This is a genomic window from Stenotrophomonas sp. INTA L402-1 (genome assembly GCF_059295135.1).
In genome coordinates, this window is record NZ_JCAFWP010000001.1 from 186,225 (window position 1) to 202,790 (window position 16,566).

The 16,566-nt window shown below is 65.7% G+C and carries 21 protein-coding genes; 5 read left to right on the plus strand and 16 right to left on the minus strand.

Features of this window, described 5'->3' with window-relative positions; translation table 11 throughout:
- Positions 1–72: 72 nt before the first annotated feature.
- The 9 genes from AC5O77_RS00795 to AC5O77_RS00835 form a co-directional block, all read right to left on the minus strand.
- The gene (locus AC5O77_RS00795) at positions 73–600 is read right to left on the minus strand and encodes a hypothetical protein (RefSeq protein WP_478057293.1); all 528 of its coding nucleotides are present in this window, start codon (positions 598–600) and stop codon (positions 73–75) included.
- Between the two features lie 139 nt (positions 601–739).
- Complete coding sequence (locus tag AC5O77_RS00800) at positions 740–1,204, minus strand: hypothetical protein (RefSeq protein ID WP_478057294.1); 465 nt, start codon at positions 1,202–1,204, stop codon at positions 740–742.
- Between the two features lie 112 nt (positions 1,205–1,316).
- The gene (locus AC5O77_RS00805; protein ID WP_494506320.1) at positions 1,317–1,664 is read right to left on the minus strand and encodes a hypothetical protein; all 348 of its coding nucleotides are present in this window, start codon (positions 1,662–1,664) and stop codon (positions 1,317–1,319) included.
- 97 nt (positions 1,665–1,761) lie between these two features.
- Positions 1,762–1,977, minus strand: coding sequence for a hypothetical protein (locus AC5O77_RS00810; RefSeq protein ID WP_049399379.1), 216 nt, complete (start codon positions 1,975–1,977; stop codon positions 1,762–1,764).
- A 98-nt stretch (positions 1,978–2,075) separates the two neighbouring features.
- A complete protein-coding gene (locus AC5O77_RS00815) occupies positions 2,076–3,266 on the minus strand; it encodes a methyl-accepting chemotaxis protein (protein WP_032127364.1) in 1,191 nt (396 codons plus the stop codon).
- A 164-nt stretch (positions 3,267–3,430) separates the two neighbouring features.
- Positions 3,431–4,045 (minus strand): high frequency lysogenization protein HflD, encoded by a 615-nt coding sequence (gene hflD / locus AC5O77_RS00820; RefSeq protein ID WP_032127363.1) that lies wholly within the window; start codon positions 4,043–4,045, stop codon positions 3,431–3,433.
- Positions 4,042–5,184, minus strand: coding sequence for a tRNA 2-thiouridine(34) synthase MnmA (gene mnmA / locus AC5O77_RS00825; protein WP_049399373.1), 1,143 nt, complete (start codon positions 5,182–5,184; stop codon positions 4,042–4,044). Before mnmA ends, hflD begins: the two co-directional genes overlap by 4 nt.
- Positions 5,181–5,642: an NUDIX hydrolase gene (locus AC5O77_RS00830; RefSeq protein ID WP_478057296.1), complete on the minus strand. Its 462-nt coding sequence runs from the start codon at positions 5,640–5,642 to the stop codon at positions 5,181–5,183. Before AC5O77_RS00830 ends, mnmA begins: the two co-directional genes overlap by 4 nt.
- A gap of 1 nt (position 5,643) precedes the next feature.
- Complete coding sequence (locus AC5O77_RS00835; RefSeq protein ID WP_478057297.1) at positions 5,644–6,120, minus strand: hypothetical protein; 477 nt, start codon at positions 6,118–6,120, stop codon at positions 5,644–5,646.
- A gap of 112 nt (positions 6,121–6,232) precedes the next feature.
- On the opposite strand from AC5O77_RS00835, the gene clpS reads away from it, so the two are divergent.
- Complete coding sequence (clpS, locus tag AC5O77_RS00840) at positions 6,233–6,559, plus strand: ATP-dependent Clp protease adapter ClpS (protein ID WP_006444529.1); 327 nt, start codon at positions 6,233–6,235, stop codon at positions 6,557–6,559.
- Between the two features lie 138 nt (positions 6,560–6,697).
- On the opposite strand, the gene AC5O77_RS00845 is transcribed toward clpS, so the two are convergent.
- Complete coding sequence (locus tag AC5O77_RS00845; protein WP_478057298.1) at positions 6,698–7,510, minus strand: APH(6) family putative aminoglycoside O-phosphotransferase; 813 nt, start codon at positions 7,508–7,510, stop codon at positions 6,698–6,700.
- A gap of 138 nt (positions 7,511–7,648) precedes the next feature.
- On the opposite strand from AC5O77_RS00845, the gene clpA reads away from it, so the two are divergent.
- The 3 genes from clpA (at position 7,649) to AC5O77_RS00860 (ending at position 10,692) form a co-directional block, all read left to right on the plus strand.
- Positions 7,649–9,934: an ATP-dependent Clp protease ATP-binding subunit ClpA gene (clpA, locus tag AC5O77_RS00850; protein ID WP_494506321.1), complete on the plus strand. Its 2,286-nt coding sequence runs from the start codon at positions 7,649–7,651 to the stop codon at positions 9,932–9,934.
- Positions 9,935–10,117: 183 nt separating this feature from the next.
- A complete protein-coding gene (locus tag AC5O77_RS00855; RefSeq protein WP_478057300.1) occupies positions 10,118–10,396 on the plus strand; it encodes a type II toxin-antitoxin system RelE/ParE family toxin in 279 nt (92 codons plus the stop codon).
- An 8-nt stretch (positions 10,397–10,404) separates the two neighbouring features.
- Positions 10,405–10,692: a HigA family addiction module antitoxin gene (locus AC5O77_RS00860; protein WP_032127356.1), complete on the plus strand. Its 288-nt coding sequence runs from the start codon at positions 10,405–10,407 to the stop codon at positions 10,690–10,692.
- A gap of 48 nt (positions 10,693–10,740) precedes the next feature.
- Here AC5O77_RS00860 and AC5O77_RS00865 read toward each other — a convergent pair whose 3' ends face one another.
- The 4 genes from AC5O77_RS00865 to aat form a co-directional block, all read right to left on the minus strand.
- Complete coding sequence (locus AC5O77_RS00865) at positions 10,741–11,118, minus strand: hypothetical protein (RefSeq protein WP_032127355.1); 378 nt, start codon at positions 11,116–11,118, stop codon at positions 10,741–10,743.
- A gap of 129 nt (positions 11,119–11,247) precedes the next feature.
- Entirely contained in the window at positions 11,248–11,520 is a 273-nt protein-coding gene (locus AC5O77_RS00870) for a hypothetical protein (RefSeq protein WP_049399363.1), read from the minus strand.
- Between the two features lie 171 nt (positions 11,521–11,691).
- The gene (gene infA / locus AC5O77_RS00875; protein ID WP_005409596.1) at positions 11,692–11,910 is read right to left on the minus strand and encodes a translation initiation factor IF-1; all 219 of its coding nucleotides are present in this window, start codon (positions 11,908–11,910) and stop codon (positions 11,692–11,694) included.
- Positions 11,911–11,996: 86 nt separating this feature from the next.
- Positions 11,997–12,737: a leucyl/phenylalanyl-tRNA--protein transferase gene (gene aat, locus AC5O77_RS00880; protein ID WP_494506322.1), complete on the minus strand. Its 741-nt coding sequence runs from the start codon at positions 12,735–12,737 to the stop codon at positions 11,997–11,999.
- 72 nt (positions 12,738–12,809) lie between these two features.
- Between aat and AC5O77_RS00885 the strand changes: the two genes are divergently transcribed.
- Positions 12,810–14,078, plus strand: a complete 1,269-nt coding sequence (locus tag AC5O77_RS00885) for a hypothetical protein (RefSeq protein WP_494506323.1) — start codon at positions 12,810–12,812, stop codon at positions 14,076–14,078.
- An 85-nt stretch (positions 14,079–14,163) separates the two neighbouring features.
- Here the strand turns inward: AC5O77_RS00885 and AC5O77_RS00890 are convergent, their stop codons facing one another.
- Together AC5O77_RS00890 and trxB are read right to left on the minus strand one after the other, a co-directional pair.
- Positions 14,164–15,288, minus strand: a complete 1,125-nt coding sequence (locus AC5O77_RS00890; RefSeq protein WP_494506324.1) for a GNAT family N-acetyltransferase — start codon at positions 15,286–15,288, stop codon at positions 14,164–14,166.
- A 101-nt stretch (positions 15,289–15,389) separates the two neighbouring features.
- Entirely contained in the window at positions 15,390–16,361 is a 972-nt protein-coding gene (gene trxB, locus AC5O77_RS00895) for a thioredoxin-disulfide reductase (RefSeq protein WP_014037154.1), read from the minus strand.
- Between the last annotated feature and the right edge of the window lie 205 nt (positions 16,362–16,566).

Sequence of the window (16,566 nt, forward strand, 5' to 3'; positions counted from 1 at the left end):
ACCGCTCTGGTAGGTGTCGACCTTGGTCGACACGGATGCCGGTGCTCGCGATCATCCACGCATGGCGTGGATCTACTGCGATGCGGCAACCATTCGCTGCGGAAATTCGGAGCGAAGCCGTGCGCGCACTGCTTCCACCACATGTGCATAGCGTCGGCGCTGGATGAAATAGCCCATGTAGAACAGCAGCAGGGCCACCAGCATCGGCGACGCAGCCGGGCGGACCAGGATGATCGGCACCAGCATCAGTGTCAGGCCCAGCGCGAACCAGCTGCACCGCCCGACCACCCGCACCTCCCTGCGTTGCGCGTCGATCATCACCCGCCCGCGCATCAGCGGAAAGTAGCGACCGCCAAAGCTCGGCGCGAAGCTCTCGCGAAAGGCAACGCTGCCGTCCGGCAGCGCGCGGAACACCAGGCGAAGCCAGGTATCGGTCGGCAGATCATGCTCCAACCCGCCCAGCGAAAGCTGCGCCAGCTCTCCCGGCGTAGCGGCGATGCGCTGATTGAACAGGACGATGCCGGTGCGGAAGAAGAACGGCGCCCAGAGGACCAGCAGCAGGACTTCGATCAACAGCACGGCGATCAGGGCGATGGCCATCGGTCTTCCATGAACGGGACCTGCGCATCATGCCATAACGATTTCGCCACCCCAGTAGATCCACGCCATGCGTGGATGTTGCCCGGAACCAGCTACCGTCCTCGCGGGGCGGTCCAGTGAATCGAGCAGTCTCCTGGATTCAATCGTCTTCCACCAGGTCGCTGAGATCCAGAATCTGTGGATCAACACTGTGCGCGACCGCGCTTCGTATCATCCCGGACTTGGGCCGGAGGGAATAGCCTCGTATCGTGTGGATCGGGTTGAACTCCAGCCACGGGCAGGATGAGTGCCCCACGATAACCGGCATGTTGAAACTGATGTCTTTCGGGTCATCCAGTGGCAGGGTCCAATTGCCGCCGTGACACTGACACACGACATCGCCAAGGTATCGCGCAAACACAAGCCTCAGAGCATCCTGTTCGTCCTCCGACAACGTTGCAGCCATCGTCGTGTACAGCGTCTCCAGGCGATCAAGGCTCTCCAGGCTGCCGTCAAGGTCGACGCCGCGGAGCTGTGCTTGTTCGATCAGCCATTCAATCTGATCGTCCATGATGATCAGAAACTGTTCGAAGGTTTCTCGCGCTTCTTCCGGATTGAATGCCATGCGGCCACCAGGGAGGGAGAGCGACGAGTGTGCCCCGGGCCTGTGATCCACACCATGCAACAAGTCCGAAAGGGTGGAAGGGCGAACGCATGCATCCACGCATGGCGTGGATCTACCGTTTCATCAATGCGATGCCTGCAATGGAATAGCTGGCGATCAACAGCCCGAACGCGTACTCCGCGACGATGATCAGCCAGAAGGTCATCGGCTCGATGTCCCGCCATGCATCAATGGTGCCGGCGCGGTGATGGCTCAGATGAACATGCCCGGTGTTGATGGCAGTTGCCGGCGCCCAGGCAAATAGAAAGGCCATCAGCATGAAGAGCAGGCTGCCGAACAGGAATGCGACAGGTCTATGCCAGGGTGGCCGCAAAGTGGCGTAGGCGGGGCGCGAGGTGAAGGTGACCGCGATGAGCACCATCACAGCAAATCCCAGCCAGGTCATGAACGTGGTGCTCATGCGACGACACTCCGTGTCCAGCCGTAGGTGGCATGGGCGGATCATGCCATGGGTTTGGAGCGGGTGGTGGTGAAGACCATCCACGCATGGCGTGGATCTACCTCAAGGCTTCCCCATCCAACCCCAGGTCCCACGCCAGACCCAGCAGCGCGTCGTCCGTGCGGGACAGGGCAGGGCGCGCATCGGCCAGCTGCTGCAGTTCGCGGATCTCCTCGCGGGCCACCTCTTCCAGCTGCTGCAGCTGCTCACGCACGCTCGCGTTGCGCGGGCGCTCGGTGTCGGCGAGGGAGGGCAGGGCGCGGATCAGGGTCATGGTGCGTGTACAGGATGCATCCAACGGCGGGTTACAGGCAAAGGCCCCGGACGAACCGGGGCCTTGCGGGCTGCCGGCGGCGGCAGCGGACATCAGGATCAGAACAGCTCGACGGTGCCGGCGCCCATGCTCTGCTGGGCAACCGGCTTGTGCGGCGGGCGTTCCCATTCGCTGCGCAGTTCGCGCAGGCGGCTGCCGGTGCGCTGCAGGGCGGTGGCGATCTCTTCGTCGAACACGCCGCCATTGCGGTGCAGCAGTTCCTGCAGGGCCACCGCCTCGCGGTTGATCGCGGTCAGGCGGTCCAGGTGGGTGTGCACGCCGCCCAGTGCCTGGGTGGCGATGTCTTCGAACTGCAGGGCGCGTACAGCTTCGGCCACGCTGCCATCGATCGAACGGGCGCAGTCGGAGACTTCGCGCATGCCGTCGCCCAGCGACGCATTGATCTGCGCCACATTATCGAGCATCGCCGCCGCTTCCTGGCGCGCTTCACGGGAGCGGTCCATGTCACGCGAGGCCATGTGCGAAACCGTCTCGCGGACCTTGGCGATGGCGTCCTTGGAGCTGTGCGCCAGCTTGCGGATCTGCTCGTTGAACGTGGTCGAGCGCTCGGACAGGTTGCGCACTTCGTCGGCGACCACCGCGAAGCCACGACCGGCTTCACCGGCACGCGCGGCTTCGATGGCGGCGTTCAGCGCCAGCAGGTTGGTCTGGTCGGCGATCGACTTGACGTCTTCCAGCAGCGCGAAGATGCCATCCAGGTGCTGCGCCATCTGGTCGATGTGCTGCACGGTGGTGCTGCTCTGGCCGCTCACCTGTTCCAGTGCTTCCACCAGCTGCTCCATGCGATGGCTGGCGTGCTGGGCGAAACGGGCAACGTCGAGGCCGGCATTGCCTTCATCACCGGCACGATCGACGATGCGCGACAGGGCCTGGCTCTGCTGGCGCGACTTGCGGTTCATGGCGTCGAAGCTGCCGCCCAGGCTGGACACCGCCTGGCGGATCAGGTCACGGGCGCGTTCCACTTCGCCACGCGAACCGTCGATCTCGTTGCCGACGAAGTTGCGCAGTTCGGTCAGCAGCTGGTCCTGCTCACGCAGGACACGGGCGTGTTCCGGGGAACGGTGCGCCTGGGCGCGGGTGGTCCACCACGCAAAGCCGAGCCAGCTCAGCGTCATCGTGGTCAGGATCGCCCAGCGCAGGGCGGCCGGCCATTCGAAACCGATGGCGAAGGGGAGCAGCAGGGTCAGAGCCAGGGGGGCGGCCAGACGGATGAAAATGCGTGAGTACATGGACGTTCTCGGGAGGTGCACGGAGGATGTATCGGCCGTACCCCCTTTCTCTTTAACGTCGAAATGCCTCGAAGTGCATTCTGAATGCGCCGGTTTTCCGACGCCTCGGCGGCTTCGGGGTCAGAGCCCTTTCCTTGCCGGAAAAGGATCCGACCCCATGGGGCTCATGCCAGCTGGCGGTCCACGGCCTCGATCATCGCCTTGCGGCTGAACAGGAAGTCCCAGTAGCTGCCGCCCAGCTGCCGCCACAGCACCGCCGAGCGCACCGCGGCCAGCAGCAGGGCGCGGATCTCTGCGACCACACCGGCCTGGCCCAGGTAATGCGGGTTGCCCTGCACCATCACCCGCGGCTTCAGGTGGCTGATGGTGTCGGCGTACAGGCCACCCAGGTTGGCCAGCACGTCCGGGTGCCCACTGTCGCCCAGCTCGACGGCCTGGCGCTGGGCGCGTTCGATGCCCGAGGCGACCTTGTTTACGGTGGCGCCGTCCTGCACGAAGCGGCGCTCCAGCTGCAGCACTGACAGGGCCAGCTTGGGCAGGATCGGGTCCTGGCCCTGGCTGCGGAAGTAGTTGTGCAGCAGGCGCAGCCCAGCCTTCAATGCATGGCGGTCACCGAACACCTCCTGCGGCGAAGACGCGTCGACGCGGAACACACTGTCCACGGCGGTGCGCACGGCAGCGGCGTCGGAATGGCCGGTATCGGCGATGCGGCGTACCTGCTGCAGGGCCTGGGCAATGCCGGCCAAAGCCAGGACGCGGTCGTCGACAGTGAAACTCATGCAGCGATTACCTCAAAAGGGGAAGGGGTGGTGCGCAGGCGCTGTTCCAGCGGCGCATCGGTGGCGGCGATCACCGCGCCACCCAGGCACACATCACCGTCATACAGCACCAGTGATTGACCGGGAGTAACGGCGCGCTGCGGGCGCGCAAAGGTGACCAGCACGCTGCCATCGTCCAGCACCTCGACCGTACACGGCTCGTCGGGCTGGCGGTAGCGGGTCTGCGCGGTGCACTCGAAGCGCCGTGCCGGCGGCGCGCCGGCAATCCAGTGCGCGGTTTCCGAACGCAGGCGGTCGGACAGCATCCACTTGCTGTCGCGGTCCTGATCCACGTACAGCACGTTGCTGGCCACATCCTTGCCGACCACGTACCACGGCGCGGCCGGGCGGCCGCGCACGCCGCCGATGTTCAGGCCCTCGCGCTGGCCCAGGGTGAAATAGAACACGCCCGGATGCTCGGCGATCACGCTGCCGTCGGCCGGATCGAGGATCTGGCCTGGCTTGGCCGGTAGGTAGCGGCCGAGGAATTCACGGAAGTCGCGCTCACCGATGAAGCAGATGCCGGTGGAGTCCTTCTTGGCGTGGGTCGGCAGGCTGACGTCACGCGCGATCCGACGCAGGTCGGTCTTTTCCAGGTCGCCGATCGGGAACAGGGTGGCCGCCAGCTGCGCCTGACCCAGCTGGTGCAGGAAGTAGCTCTGGTCCTTGGAACGGTCGGCGCCACGCAGCAGCAGCCACTGGTGGCCGCGCTGGGTCACCCGCGCGTAGTGGCCGGTGGCAATGCGCTCGGCGCCCAGCTCGCGGGCGGCATCCAGGAAGTGCTTGAACTTCACTTCGCGGTTGCACAGCACGTCCGGGTTCGGGGTGCGGCCGGCCGCGTACTCGGCCAGGAAGTGCTCGAACACCCCCTGCCAGTACTCGCTGGAGAAATCACGGAAGTGGAACGGGATACCGAGCAGGCCGCAGACGGCCACCGCATCGCGGCGGTCGTCCTCGGCGCGGCAGTCGCCGCTGCCGTCGTCGGCCCAGTTCTGCATGAACAGACCGGCTACGGCCTCGCCCTGCTGCACCAGCCGCCAGGCGGCGACCGAGGAGTCGACGCCACCGGAGACGCCCACCATCACGCGCGGAGTGCTCATGCGACCTCCCGGACCAGCGAAAGCGGATGGCGCTGGCCACCCAGGAAATCAGCCACCACCTGCCAGACCAGCGGGCTGCGCAGGCGCTCCGTAGCGGCCTGCAGCTCGGCCGGGGTCAGCCACAGCGCGCGATCGATGCCGGTGTCCAGCGGCTGCGCCGGGTCGTGCGAGACCGGATGCGCCGCATAGCAGAAGCGCAGGAAGGTGGTGCCGTCGCCGGCCGTCCACTGGTAGCAGCCGATGAAGTGGGTCAGCTGCACCGTCCAGCCGGTTTCCTCGCGGGTCTCGCGCAGGGCTGCCTCGGCCAGGCTTTCGCCCGGCTCGAGGTGGCCGGCCGGCTGGTTCAGCACCTGGCGGCCGTCGATGGTCTCCTCGACCAGCAGCACGCGGCCGCCGTCGACCACTACGGTGGCGACAGTGGCGTGCGGTGCCCAGCGCGGGTCCGGCGTGGTGTTCAACTCAGAACTCGTCCTTCTTGGTCAGTTCCAGCTCCATGGCGTCGGCGGTGCGGATGGCCGCATCGATGGCGTCGCTGAGCTGGTCGGCCGTGGCATCGGCGTCGATCTTGACCACGAACATGGCGGTGGTGTCCTGCTTCACCCAGCCGCCCATCTTGGCGTCCTGCGAATCTTCCAGCAGGCGGTTGGCTACGGCCACCGGGAACTGCTTGGTCTTGACGTTGTAGGCCGGCGACCAGATCTCGCGGATGTTGTGGGTGCCGAAATCTTCCACCGACGAGCGCACGTAGACCATCTGGGTGCGATCACCCTCGACGTCGAACACCATGCGGTAGTCGCCGTCCTCGTCGACCTCGTAGGTATAGCCCAGCTTGTCCAGGTGGCGGGCCACGGCCTTGTCGGCCTGGGTCTCGGCGGCGGCGGCGGAGCCGGCGGCGGCCAGGGCGATCAGCAGGGCGGGAAGAAGGGTCCTTTTCATGAAGATCCTGTGAAACAGTGTTGAGAGAGGGTGCAATTGTGACGGTGGGCGTGCGTGCCGTCCAATCTGCGGCAGGCCGACGCAGGCTGGCCCGTGCCTCTATAATGGGCAGATGCCCCATGAGTCTTCCCCCGATTCCCATCACGAGCACGGCGTTGCCGTGGAGCCCGCGCGCCCGGAAGTGGCGCCGCCGCCGTTCTACCAGGTGATGCTGCTCAACGACGACTACACCCCGATGGATTTCGTGGTGGACGTGCTGCAGCAGTTCTTCAGCATGGACCTGGACAAGGCCACGCAGGTGATGCTGCACGTCCATACCCGTGGCCGCGGCGTGTGCGGGGTGTTCACCCGCGAAGTGGCCGAGACCAAGGTCGCCCAGGTCAACGAGTATTCGCGGATGAACCAGCACCCGCTGCTGTGCACGATGGAGAAGGCCTGACCGGCTGACGGTTTTCGTCCGGGCACATCGACTCCGGACCCGGTGTGCCCACCAAGGTGGGCACCTACCAAGGCAGGGGCTTGTATCGATAGTGGATGGGGCGTGCCCACCAAGGTGGGCATCTACCAGAGCGCGGGATCAGCCCTCCGCCAACGCCTCCAGCGCCATTCTCGCCACCGCCTCGTCGACTTCGGCGGGGTCGCCATCATCCCGGAACCACACCGCTGACAGCCCCGCGCTGGCTGCGATCCAGCGCAGCAGGCGCGTGCGTTCCAGGCCCGCCAGCGCGCCGACCTGTTCCAGCCGGGTGGCAAACCGCTCGGGTCGGGTGGCCACATGGATGCCGGGGCCGCACAGGTCCGGATTGCTGAACATCGTCGTGTAATCGAACGCGCGGTCGCCCAGCAGCCGCTTCGGGTCGATCGCCAACCAGCCGCGCGCGCCGAAATCCAGCACGTTGTCGTGGTGCAGGTCGCCGTGCAGCGGCCGGATCTCCTGTTCCTGCTGCAGCAGTCCCTCCGCCAGCGATCTGCACTGTTCCAGCAGTGGCGGCAGCGCAGCCCTTGGCTGCAGCAGGTCGGCGAACCATGTTCGCAGGCAGACCAGTTCCGCTGGCGGTGCGCTCCGTGGCCGGTGCAGCCGTTGCAGGACCTGGCACAGGACCGTGGTGCAGGTGTCATCGTCGCCCTTGATCGAACGTTGCCGCAGCGAGTCGCCGCCGGCACGTTCGATCAGGATCGCCGGCCCCTCGTGGGCCAGCAGGCGGGCGGCGCCGTCACCGTCCCACCAACGCAGCAGGCGATGGCTGTTCTGCTCTTCGGTTTCGCTGCTGATCTTCAGCATGGCCGGCTCGCCGGTGGCGGTCAGCACCGGCCAGAGCCGGGCATGGGGCGTTTCGATGGCTGCGCCATCACGCCGCAATCGCCAGCGGCTCAGGTAGGGTTCGCTCATGCTGGGTGGGCTGTCCTGGAGTGAATGAAGATCAAGCGATTCGCACTGATAACGCCATCTGAACGCAGCAATCCGCTAGGGTGATGGAAATCGCGTAGTCAGGCCGCATATTGTCCCCATCTGCCGCCGGAGTAATCCATGTTCAGCAAAGACCTCGAACACACCATCGGCCAGTGCTACAAGCGCGCCCGTGAGGCCCGGCATGAGTTCATGACGGTCGAACACCTGCTGTTGGCACTGCTCGACAACCCGTCCGCCCAGGCCGTACTGAAGGCCTGTGGCGCCGACGCCGAACGCCTGCGCCAGGAGCTGGAGCAGGCCATCGAGGCCTCCGTGTCCCGCCTGGCCGAAGATGACGGCCGCGATACCCAGCCGACCCTGGGCTTCCAGCGCGTGTTGCAGCGGGCCGTTTACCACGTGCAGTCCTCGGGCAAGAAGGAGGTCACCGGCGCCAATGTGCTGGTCGCCATCTTCGGCGAGAAGGACTCGCACGCCGTCTACTACCTCAACCAGCAGGATGTCACCCGGCTGGATGTGGTCAATTACCTGTCCCACGGCATCGCCAAGCTGGGCGAGGAAGGCGAGCAGCCGTCGTCCTCCTCCGAGGGCGAAGGCCGCATCGAAGGCGGGGAGGGCGAGCCGAAGGGTGATGCCCTGACCGAGTTCGCCAGCAACCTCAACGAACAGGCCCGGGCGGGTCGCATCGACCCGTTGGTTGGTCGAGCCGACGAGATCGAGCGCACCATCCAGGTCCTGTGCCGCCGCCGCAAGAACAACCCGCTGTACGTGGGTGAGGCGGGCGTAGGCAAGACCGCCATCGCCGAGGGCCTGGCCCGCCGCATCGTCGAGGGCTCGGTGCCCGACGTTCTGGCCGATGCGGTGATCTATTCGCTCGACCTGGGCGCGCTGGTGGCTGGCACCAAGTACCGCGGCGACTTCGAGAAGCGCCTGAAGAGCGTGCTGACCGGGCTGAAGAAGGTGCCCAATGCGGTGCTGTTCATCGACGAGATCCACACCATCATCGGTGCTGGCTCGGCGTCGGGCGGCACCATGGATGCCTCCAACCTGATCAAGCCGGCGCTGGCGTCCGGTGAGCTGCGCTGCATCGGCTCGACCACCTTCCAGGAGTACCGTGGCATCTTTGAGAAGGACCGGGCGCTGGCCCGCCGCTTCCAGAAGATCGACATCGTCGAGCCGACCGTCGGCGAGACCTACGAGATCCTGCAGGGCCTGAAGTCCAAGTACGAGCTGCACCACGGTGTGACCTATTCCGACGAGGCGCTGCAGGCGGCGGTGGACCTGTCGGTGAAGCACATCGGCGACCGCCTGCTGCCGGACAAGGCCATCGACGTGATCGACGAGGCGGGCGCCCGCCAGCGCCTGCTGCCGGAAGGCCAGCGCAAGGAACTGATCGACGTCGAGGAAGTGGAGGCGATCGTGGCCAAGATGGCGCGGATCCCGGCCAAGCAGGTCAGTGCCACCGACAAGGATGTGCTGCAGCACCTGGAGCGCAACCTGAAGATGGTGATCTTCGGCCAGGACCCGGCCATCGAGACGCTGTCCTCGGCGATCAAGCTGGCCCGTTCGGGTCTGGGCAACCCGGAAAAGCCGATCGGCAACTTCCTGTTCGCCGGCCCGACCGGTGTCGGCAAGACCGAAGTGACCAAGCAGCTGGCGTTGCAGCTGGGCATCGAGCTGGTCCGCTTCGACATGTCCGAGTACATGGAGCCGCATTCGATCAGCCGCCTGATCGGCGCGCCTCCGGGCTACGTCGGTTTCGACCAGGGCGGCCTGCTGACCGAGAAGATCGTCAAGACGCCGCATTGCGTGCTGCTGCTGGATGAGATCGAGAAGGCGCATCCGGACATCTTCAACATCCTGTTGCAGGTGATGGACCGCGGTGTGCTGACCGATACCAACGGTCGCGAAGCGAACTTCAAGAACGTGGTGCTGGTGATGACCACCAATGCCGGCGCCGCGCAGGCCTCGCGGCGGTCGATCGGCTTCACCAAGCAGGACCATGCCACCGACGCGATGGAGACCATCCGCCGCAGCTTCACCCCGGAATTCCGCAACCGTCTTGACGCGGTGGTGCAGTTCCAGGCGCTGGGCTTCGAGCACATCCTGCGCGTGGTCGACAAGTTCCTGATCGAGCTGGAGATGCTGCTGCAGGACAAGCACGTCAGCCTGTCGGCCACCCCGACCGCGCGCGACTGGCTGGCCCACCATGGTTTCGACCCGCTGATGGGTGCCCGCCCGATGGCCCGCGTGATCCAGGACAAGATCAAGCGTCCGCTGGCCGACGAGCTGTTGTTCGGCAAGCTGGTCAACGGTGGCAAGGTCAGCATCGATGTCCGCGATGACGAGCTGGTGGTCGAGACCCAGGCTGAGCCGGAGCGGCTGCTGCCGGTCACGGTGGAATGAGCTGATGCCATAGGCTTGGCGTGAAAGACTGGAAATGACAAGGGCGGCTTCGGCCGCCCTTGTTGTTTCCAGTGGGGCCGTCGTCCGCGGCCTTGCTTGAACGGAACGGAGGTGCCAATGCTGTCTTCTGGTCGCGATAGGGTGTTGCCCTGGTTGTATCGCGAAACGATACAGGATACAGTGATGATCATCGGTTTTCGCCACAGGGGCCTCGAGCGGCTCTACCGTTCCGGCAGTAGCAGTGGAATCCGCCACAGTCACGCCAGCAAGGTGTTGTTGATCCTGTCGATCCTGGATGTTGCTTCGGGTCCTGAGGATCTGGCCTTGCCTGGATTGCGTCTGCATAAGCTCCGGGGCGGCCTGAAAGGGCGTTGGTCTGTATGGGTCAATGGAAACTGGCGGATTACCTTCCGTTTCGCCGGCAGCGACGTGGAGCTGCTGGATTACCTGGACTATCACTGAGGCCGCGCATGATTCATCACCATCCGCATCCCGGGCAGGCGATCAAGGCAATGGTCTTTGATCCAATGGATCTGTCTGTGACCGAAGCGGCCGAGCGCCTGGCAATGTCGCGGGTAGCCCTTTCGCGGGTTCTGAACGGCAAGGCGGGCATCAGTCCTGACCTGGCCATCCGCCTTGAGATGGCGGGGGTGAGTACTGCGGTTTTCTGGATGGGGCTGCAATCCAGCTACGATCTCTGGTTGGCACGGCAGCGCGCGCAACCGAGAGTGTTGTCGCTGGTTGCCGCGACGCGTTGACGTATATCGCGACAAGGGCGGCTTCGGCCGCCCTTGTCCTGTCTGGGGTCAGCGGCTGCGGCGGCGCGCCTCACGCTTGAATCGCTCGGCATCGATCGGCTCGATGCGCGCAACCTCGCAGCTGCCGCGACCTGTGTCCAGTGCGCTTCGGCCCTCGCTGCACAGCTCGTCAGCTTCTTTGCCGTCGGTCTTGAAGCCGAGGCGGGTGGCCAGTACGGCAGAAGGGCAGCTGTTGCGGAAATGCACAACATAGTGGTCTTCGCCGGAGCGAAGCAGGATGTTCTTGTCGGCGCCGGCGCGAACGATCTGCTGTTCGCCGGTCAGTGATACGCACTGTGCCGGCGCGGTGTCGGCGGCATGGGCGGACGACGCCAGCAGGGTGACGGCAGACAAAGCCAGGGGGATGAGCAGGGAAGACAGGTTCATGGCGGGGCAGGGGGCAGCGATCCGGACTGGATCGGATCCCAAGATGCCGCCGCCGCTGCAAATGCGAATCTGCCGCAAGCAGGGCTGACCGACGCCACGGTGAGATCGGTCACGATGACCTTTGGCGCCTCAGGCCGCGATCGAACGGAATCCCTGCTGGCGCCCCTGGTCGCCGCCGTCTTCGATGACAAAGGCGACCGCCTCGTGCGGAATGTGCAGGCGCTGCTTGAGGGTGCTGCCCATATGCGGAATCTCGCGCTGCACGGCCAGGTACAGCGGGTGCGAGGCGTCCATGCTGGTGCAGACCAGGCAGGGCTGGCCGAACCAGGTGCCGTCCGGGCCCTTGCTGGCGTAGCAGCGGCTGGTGACGGACTGGGGGTCCAGGACGATCAGGTAGGTCATGCGCGCAACGCCTTCTGTGAAGAACGCATTGAGTCTAGAGTCGCGGCGCGATGCGGTATTTCGGACAGGGACGAAACTCGAGCGGTCCCGGTGCCGGTCGCTTTCTTCCGCGCACGACAAAGGGCCAGCAGCGAGGCCGGCCCTGTCGGAGTGGCGCAATGCGCCGACCGCTTACTTCATGCGGTAGGTGATACGACCCTTGGTCAGGTCGTACGGGGTCATTTCAACTTTGACCCGGTCACCGGTGAGGATGCGGATGTAGTTCTTGCGCATGCGGCCGGAGATGTGGGCGATGATTTCGTGCCCATTTTCCAGACGAACGCGGAAAGTGGTGTTCGGCAGCGTCTCGCTGACGGTGCCCTCGAACTCGATGGAATCGTCTTTCGACATGTAGTCCTGTGCGGTTCAGAAAACGGCCACGCTGGGCCTAAGGCGCGGTATTTTACGCGTGATGGGCCCGGCTTGCAAAGTTTGTGTTAACCCTCGGCCAAACGCTGTGCTGGCAAGCGTCCTACCGCCTGGGTCCAGGGGCCTTCACGGCCGTCACGCTGGACGGCCTGACGGACGTGCTCCAGGAAGTCCGCGCGCGGCAGGTGCTCGGCGCCCATCCGCAGCAGGTGCGGATTCTCCACCTGGGCATCGATCAGTTCCCAGCCCCAGCCACGCAGGGTGGCTGCCAACGCGGCCAGGGCGATCTTGGAGCCGCCACTGGCGCCACTGAACATGCTCTCGCCGAAGAACATGGCGCCGATCGCGACGCCGTAGATGCCGCCGACCAGTGTCTGCCGATCCCAGACTTCGAAGGAATGGGCGAAGCCAAGGTCGTGCAGTTGGCTGTAGGCCTCGACCATCACCGGGCTGATCCACGTACCGTCCTGGCCAGGGCGTGGTGCGGCGGCGCAGGCGCGCATCACCTGGCTGAAGGCGGTGTCGGCGGTGATCTCCCACGTGCTGCTGCGCAGCTGGCGGCGGAAGCGGCTGGACAGATGCACGCCGTCGGTGCGGAACACCATGCGCGGGTCCGGCGACCACCACAGGATTGGCTCACCCTCGCTGAACCACGGAAAGATACCGCCGGCGTAGGCATTGAGCAGACGCACCGGATGCAGGTCGCCGCCCACCGCCAGCAGGCCATCGGGCTGGCGCAGTGCGGTCTCGGCCGGAGGGAAGGGGGCGTCCGGCGCATCGGCCAGGCGCCAGGGCAGCTGGCGGGTCATGGGGCCATTGTATTCGTCGTGGTGATTCGTGATGTCTGGCACCATCACTGTTCACCGGCAAGGAGCCTCCGAATGAGTGACTCGATCAGCGCCATCCTCGACCTGCATGACGCCCCGCGCACGCGCAACGACAGCCAAGGCATGCTGCTGTCACTGGCCACTGAACAGCCGCGTCGGCTGGGAGAGTTGATGCTGCAGGCGCTGGCGCGGCCTTCGCCGAGCTCGGCCTTCCTCGACATGGCACTGGACCTGCTGCCGGATGACGCGGTGCCCGCGGTCGCGGCCGACGCGTGGCGCCGCTATCGCGCGGGCGAGCGCGGTGACGTGTTGACGAGCGTGATGGAGTTCACCAGCTATCAGGCGCCGCAGGTGCTGCAGGACGATTGGGAGGCATTGCTGGCGGTCGCCAGTGAGGATGAGGTGCAGTTGGCCACGCAGGTCTGGCAGGGCCTGCCCAGCGCGACGGCCGCGCATTGGGCGCAGATCCTGGCCGAAGCCGATGACGATCGCGAAATGGCGCGGGCCAGGGCGTTGCTGCTCGCCGCCCAGCCCGAAACCTACGCCATTGCTCGCGGCTACCTGGTCGACTGGGGGCGGTTGGATGCAGAGGTTTGGGCGCACTGGGCCGGCGTCGCCGAAGGTCCGCAGCCGCGTCGCCTGCATGGCGAGCGGCCATTGCACTTCCGCTTCGGCCGCGAACAGCATCGCGCGCAGCAGGCGGACGAACCGAGCTGGCGCAAGCGCACCTGGCGCCTGCACCCGACCTGGAATGGTGGGCAGGTACACCATGCTGGGCAGATGGGAGGGCCGCTGGAAGCGCTGTGTAGCAGCTGCCATGCGCCGCTTCAGCGCCTGCTGCAGACCGATGCCGCCGCGCTGCAGCCGGGCGCGTCGGGCGAGATCACGCTGGGGCTGTGCCTGGACTGCTGCGGCTGGGAAGACCCGCCCGTGCGTTTCTATCGCCATGATGCGGCCGGCCTGCCCAGCTGCCACCCCAGCCAGCACCGTGAGGTACCGAACACACCCACCGACAGTGGCGACCTGATGCAGGCCGAGGTGGGTCTGGTCGCCATGGGCAGTGCGCGCTGGCAACAACAGGACTGGGGCCAGTCCAATCATCGGCAGAACCTGTCGCGCGTGGGCGGCGCGCCGAGCTGGGTGCAGAGTGCCTGGTACCCGGCGTGCATCGATTGCGGCGAAGAGATGCCGTTCGTGATGCAGCTGGATTCGACACTGCCGACCACGGGTGAGGGCACGCTGCTGTGGGGCAGCGGCGGCATGCTCTATACGTTCTGGTGTGCAAAGTGCCAGGTGAGCGGGCACTTCTGGCAGTGCACCTGAGCACAGCGCCCTCGCTATTGCCTTGGTAGGTGCCAACCTTGGTTGGCACGCTTTTCGGTACCGCGCCAATCGAGCAAGCGCGCCTCTACGGTTCTACGCGGAACGGCCCATGCCCCTGCAGCTCCTGCTGGTAGCGCCGCACACTCTGTCGCTCCTGCCGGCACCACTCCTGCAGCGCTTCCGCGAAGTCCGGATCGGCCACCCAGTGCCGGCTGTGCACCAGCGTCGCCAGGAAACCGCGTGCCAGCTTGTGCTCGCCCTGTGCGCCCGGCTCGAAGCGGGTCAGCCCTTCGCGCAGGCAATACTCGATGCCTTGGTAGTAGCAGGCCTCGAAGTGCAGGCCGGGCAGCGTGGCGCCGCCCCAGTAACGGCCGTACAGCGTGTCTCCACCGCGCAGGCATAGCGCGCCGGCAATCGGCTCGCCGTCCTGTTCGGCCAGGAACAGTACCAGCCCGCGCCCCAGCGAAATCGCCAGATGGCGCAGGAAGGCCTCAGTCAGTGCCGGGGCGTTGCCGTACTCGAGGAACGTCTGCAGGTAGAAGCGGTACATCGCCTGCAGGTCGGCGCGACTGGCCTCGTCGCCGTGCACCACGCGGAAGGTGATGCCCTGGCGGGTGACCTTGGCCCGTTCCTGGCGGATGTTCTTGCGGTGCTTGTGGTCCATCGCGCCGAGGAACTGCTCGAACGTGGCCCAGTCGCCCGGGTTCTGCCACTGGAACTGCACATCCTCGCGCAGCAGCCAGTCATCGCCGAACAACGCCTCGTCACCTGCGGTGTGGAAGTTGATATGGGCCGAGGAGACGTCCAGTGGCGGCAGCGTCTCGCGCAATGCCGACAGCAACGCGGCGCGCTCCAGATCGTGACGGGCCAGTAGGCGCGGGCCGGTGACCGGCGAGTACGGCACCGCGCCCAGCCACTTCGGATAGTAGTCGCGGCCATGACGGGCATACGCGTTGGCCCAGGCATGGTCGAACACGAATTCGCCGTGGGAGTTGGTCTTCAGGTAACCCGGAATGGCGCCGACCAGCGTGTTGCCCTCCCACAGCGTGAAGTGCCGGGGCTGCCAGCCCCAGTCCTCGCGCAGGCAGCCGTGCTGTTCAAGCCCGGAAAGGAAGGCATGACTGACGAAGGGGTTGCGGCCGTCGTGCAGGGCATCCCAGTCGGTGGCGGAAACGGACTGCAGGGAGTCGAGGAAACGGTGGGAAGGCATGGGGAAAGGATAGGGCAGATGAAACAGAAAGGCCGACGCACTGGCGTCGGCCTTTTGCATGAGTCGAGCGTGGCTCGACTCTACGGATGCAGGTTCGCCTCTCAGCTCGCCTTGCCCTGTGCGTCCAGGTAGCGCTCGGCGTCCAGTGCGGCCATGCAGCCGAAGCCGGCCGAGGTGATCGCCTGGCGGTAGTGCTGGTCGGCCACGTCGCCGGCGGCGAACACGCCTTCCACCGAGGTCTGGGTGGCATTGCCGCCGAGGCCCGAGCGGATTTCCAGGTAGCCGTTGTTCATCGCCAGCTGGCCGTCGAACAGGGTGGTGTTCGGGTGGTGGCCGATGGCCACGAAGAAGCCGTGGGCGTCGATGTCGCGGGTGCTGCCGTCCAGGGTGGACTTCACGCGCACACCGGTCACGCCGGCGTCGTTGCCCAGCACTTCCTCCACCTGGTGGTGCCAGACGGTCTCGATCTTGCCTTCGGCGACCTTCTTGAACAGCTTGTCCTGCATGATCTTTTCCGCCTTCAGGGTGTCGCGGCGGTGGACCAGGTAGACCTTGCGGGCGATGTTGGACAGGTACAGTGCCTCTTCCACGGCGGTGTTGCCGCCACCGACCACGACCACGTCCTGGTCACGGTAGAAGAAGCCGTCACAGGTGGCACAGGCGGACACGCCGCGGCCCTTGAACTCGTCCTCGGTCGGGATGCCCAGGTACTTGGCGGTGGCGCCGGTGGCGATGATCAGAGCATCGCAGGTGTACTCGTGGCTGTCGCCGATCAGCTTGAACGGGCGCTGCGACACATCGGCGGTGTGGATGTGGTCGAAGATGACCTCGGTCTCGAAGCGCTCGGCATGGGCCTGCATGCGCGCCATCAGGTCCGGGCCCATCAGGCCGTGGGCGTCACCCGGCCAGTTGTCCACCTCGGTGGTGGTCATCAGCTGGCCACCCTGCTGCAGGCCGGTGATGACGACCGGCTTCAGGTTGGCGCGGGCGGCGTAGACGGCGGCGGTCCAACCGGCCGGGCCGGAACCGAGGATGACGAGGCGCTGGTGGCGGGAGGGCAGGCTGGTGCTCATGTAGACTCGCGAAAAGGTAGATGGGACAAGGCGCTGGCGATGTTTGCGCAGCATCCGTGGCTGGTCATAGAGTGGCGGCTGGGGCAGGGCGATTCAAGCCGATGAACAGAACGCCGTCATCCAGCAGTGGTTCCGGCCCTCTGATTGCCCTGTCAGATGTCGCATAACTGAAAACTGACGCCGTCTCATTTATTATCAATCACTA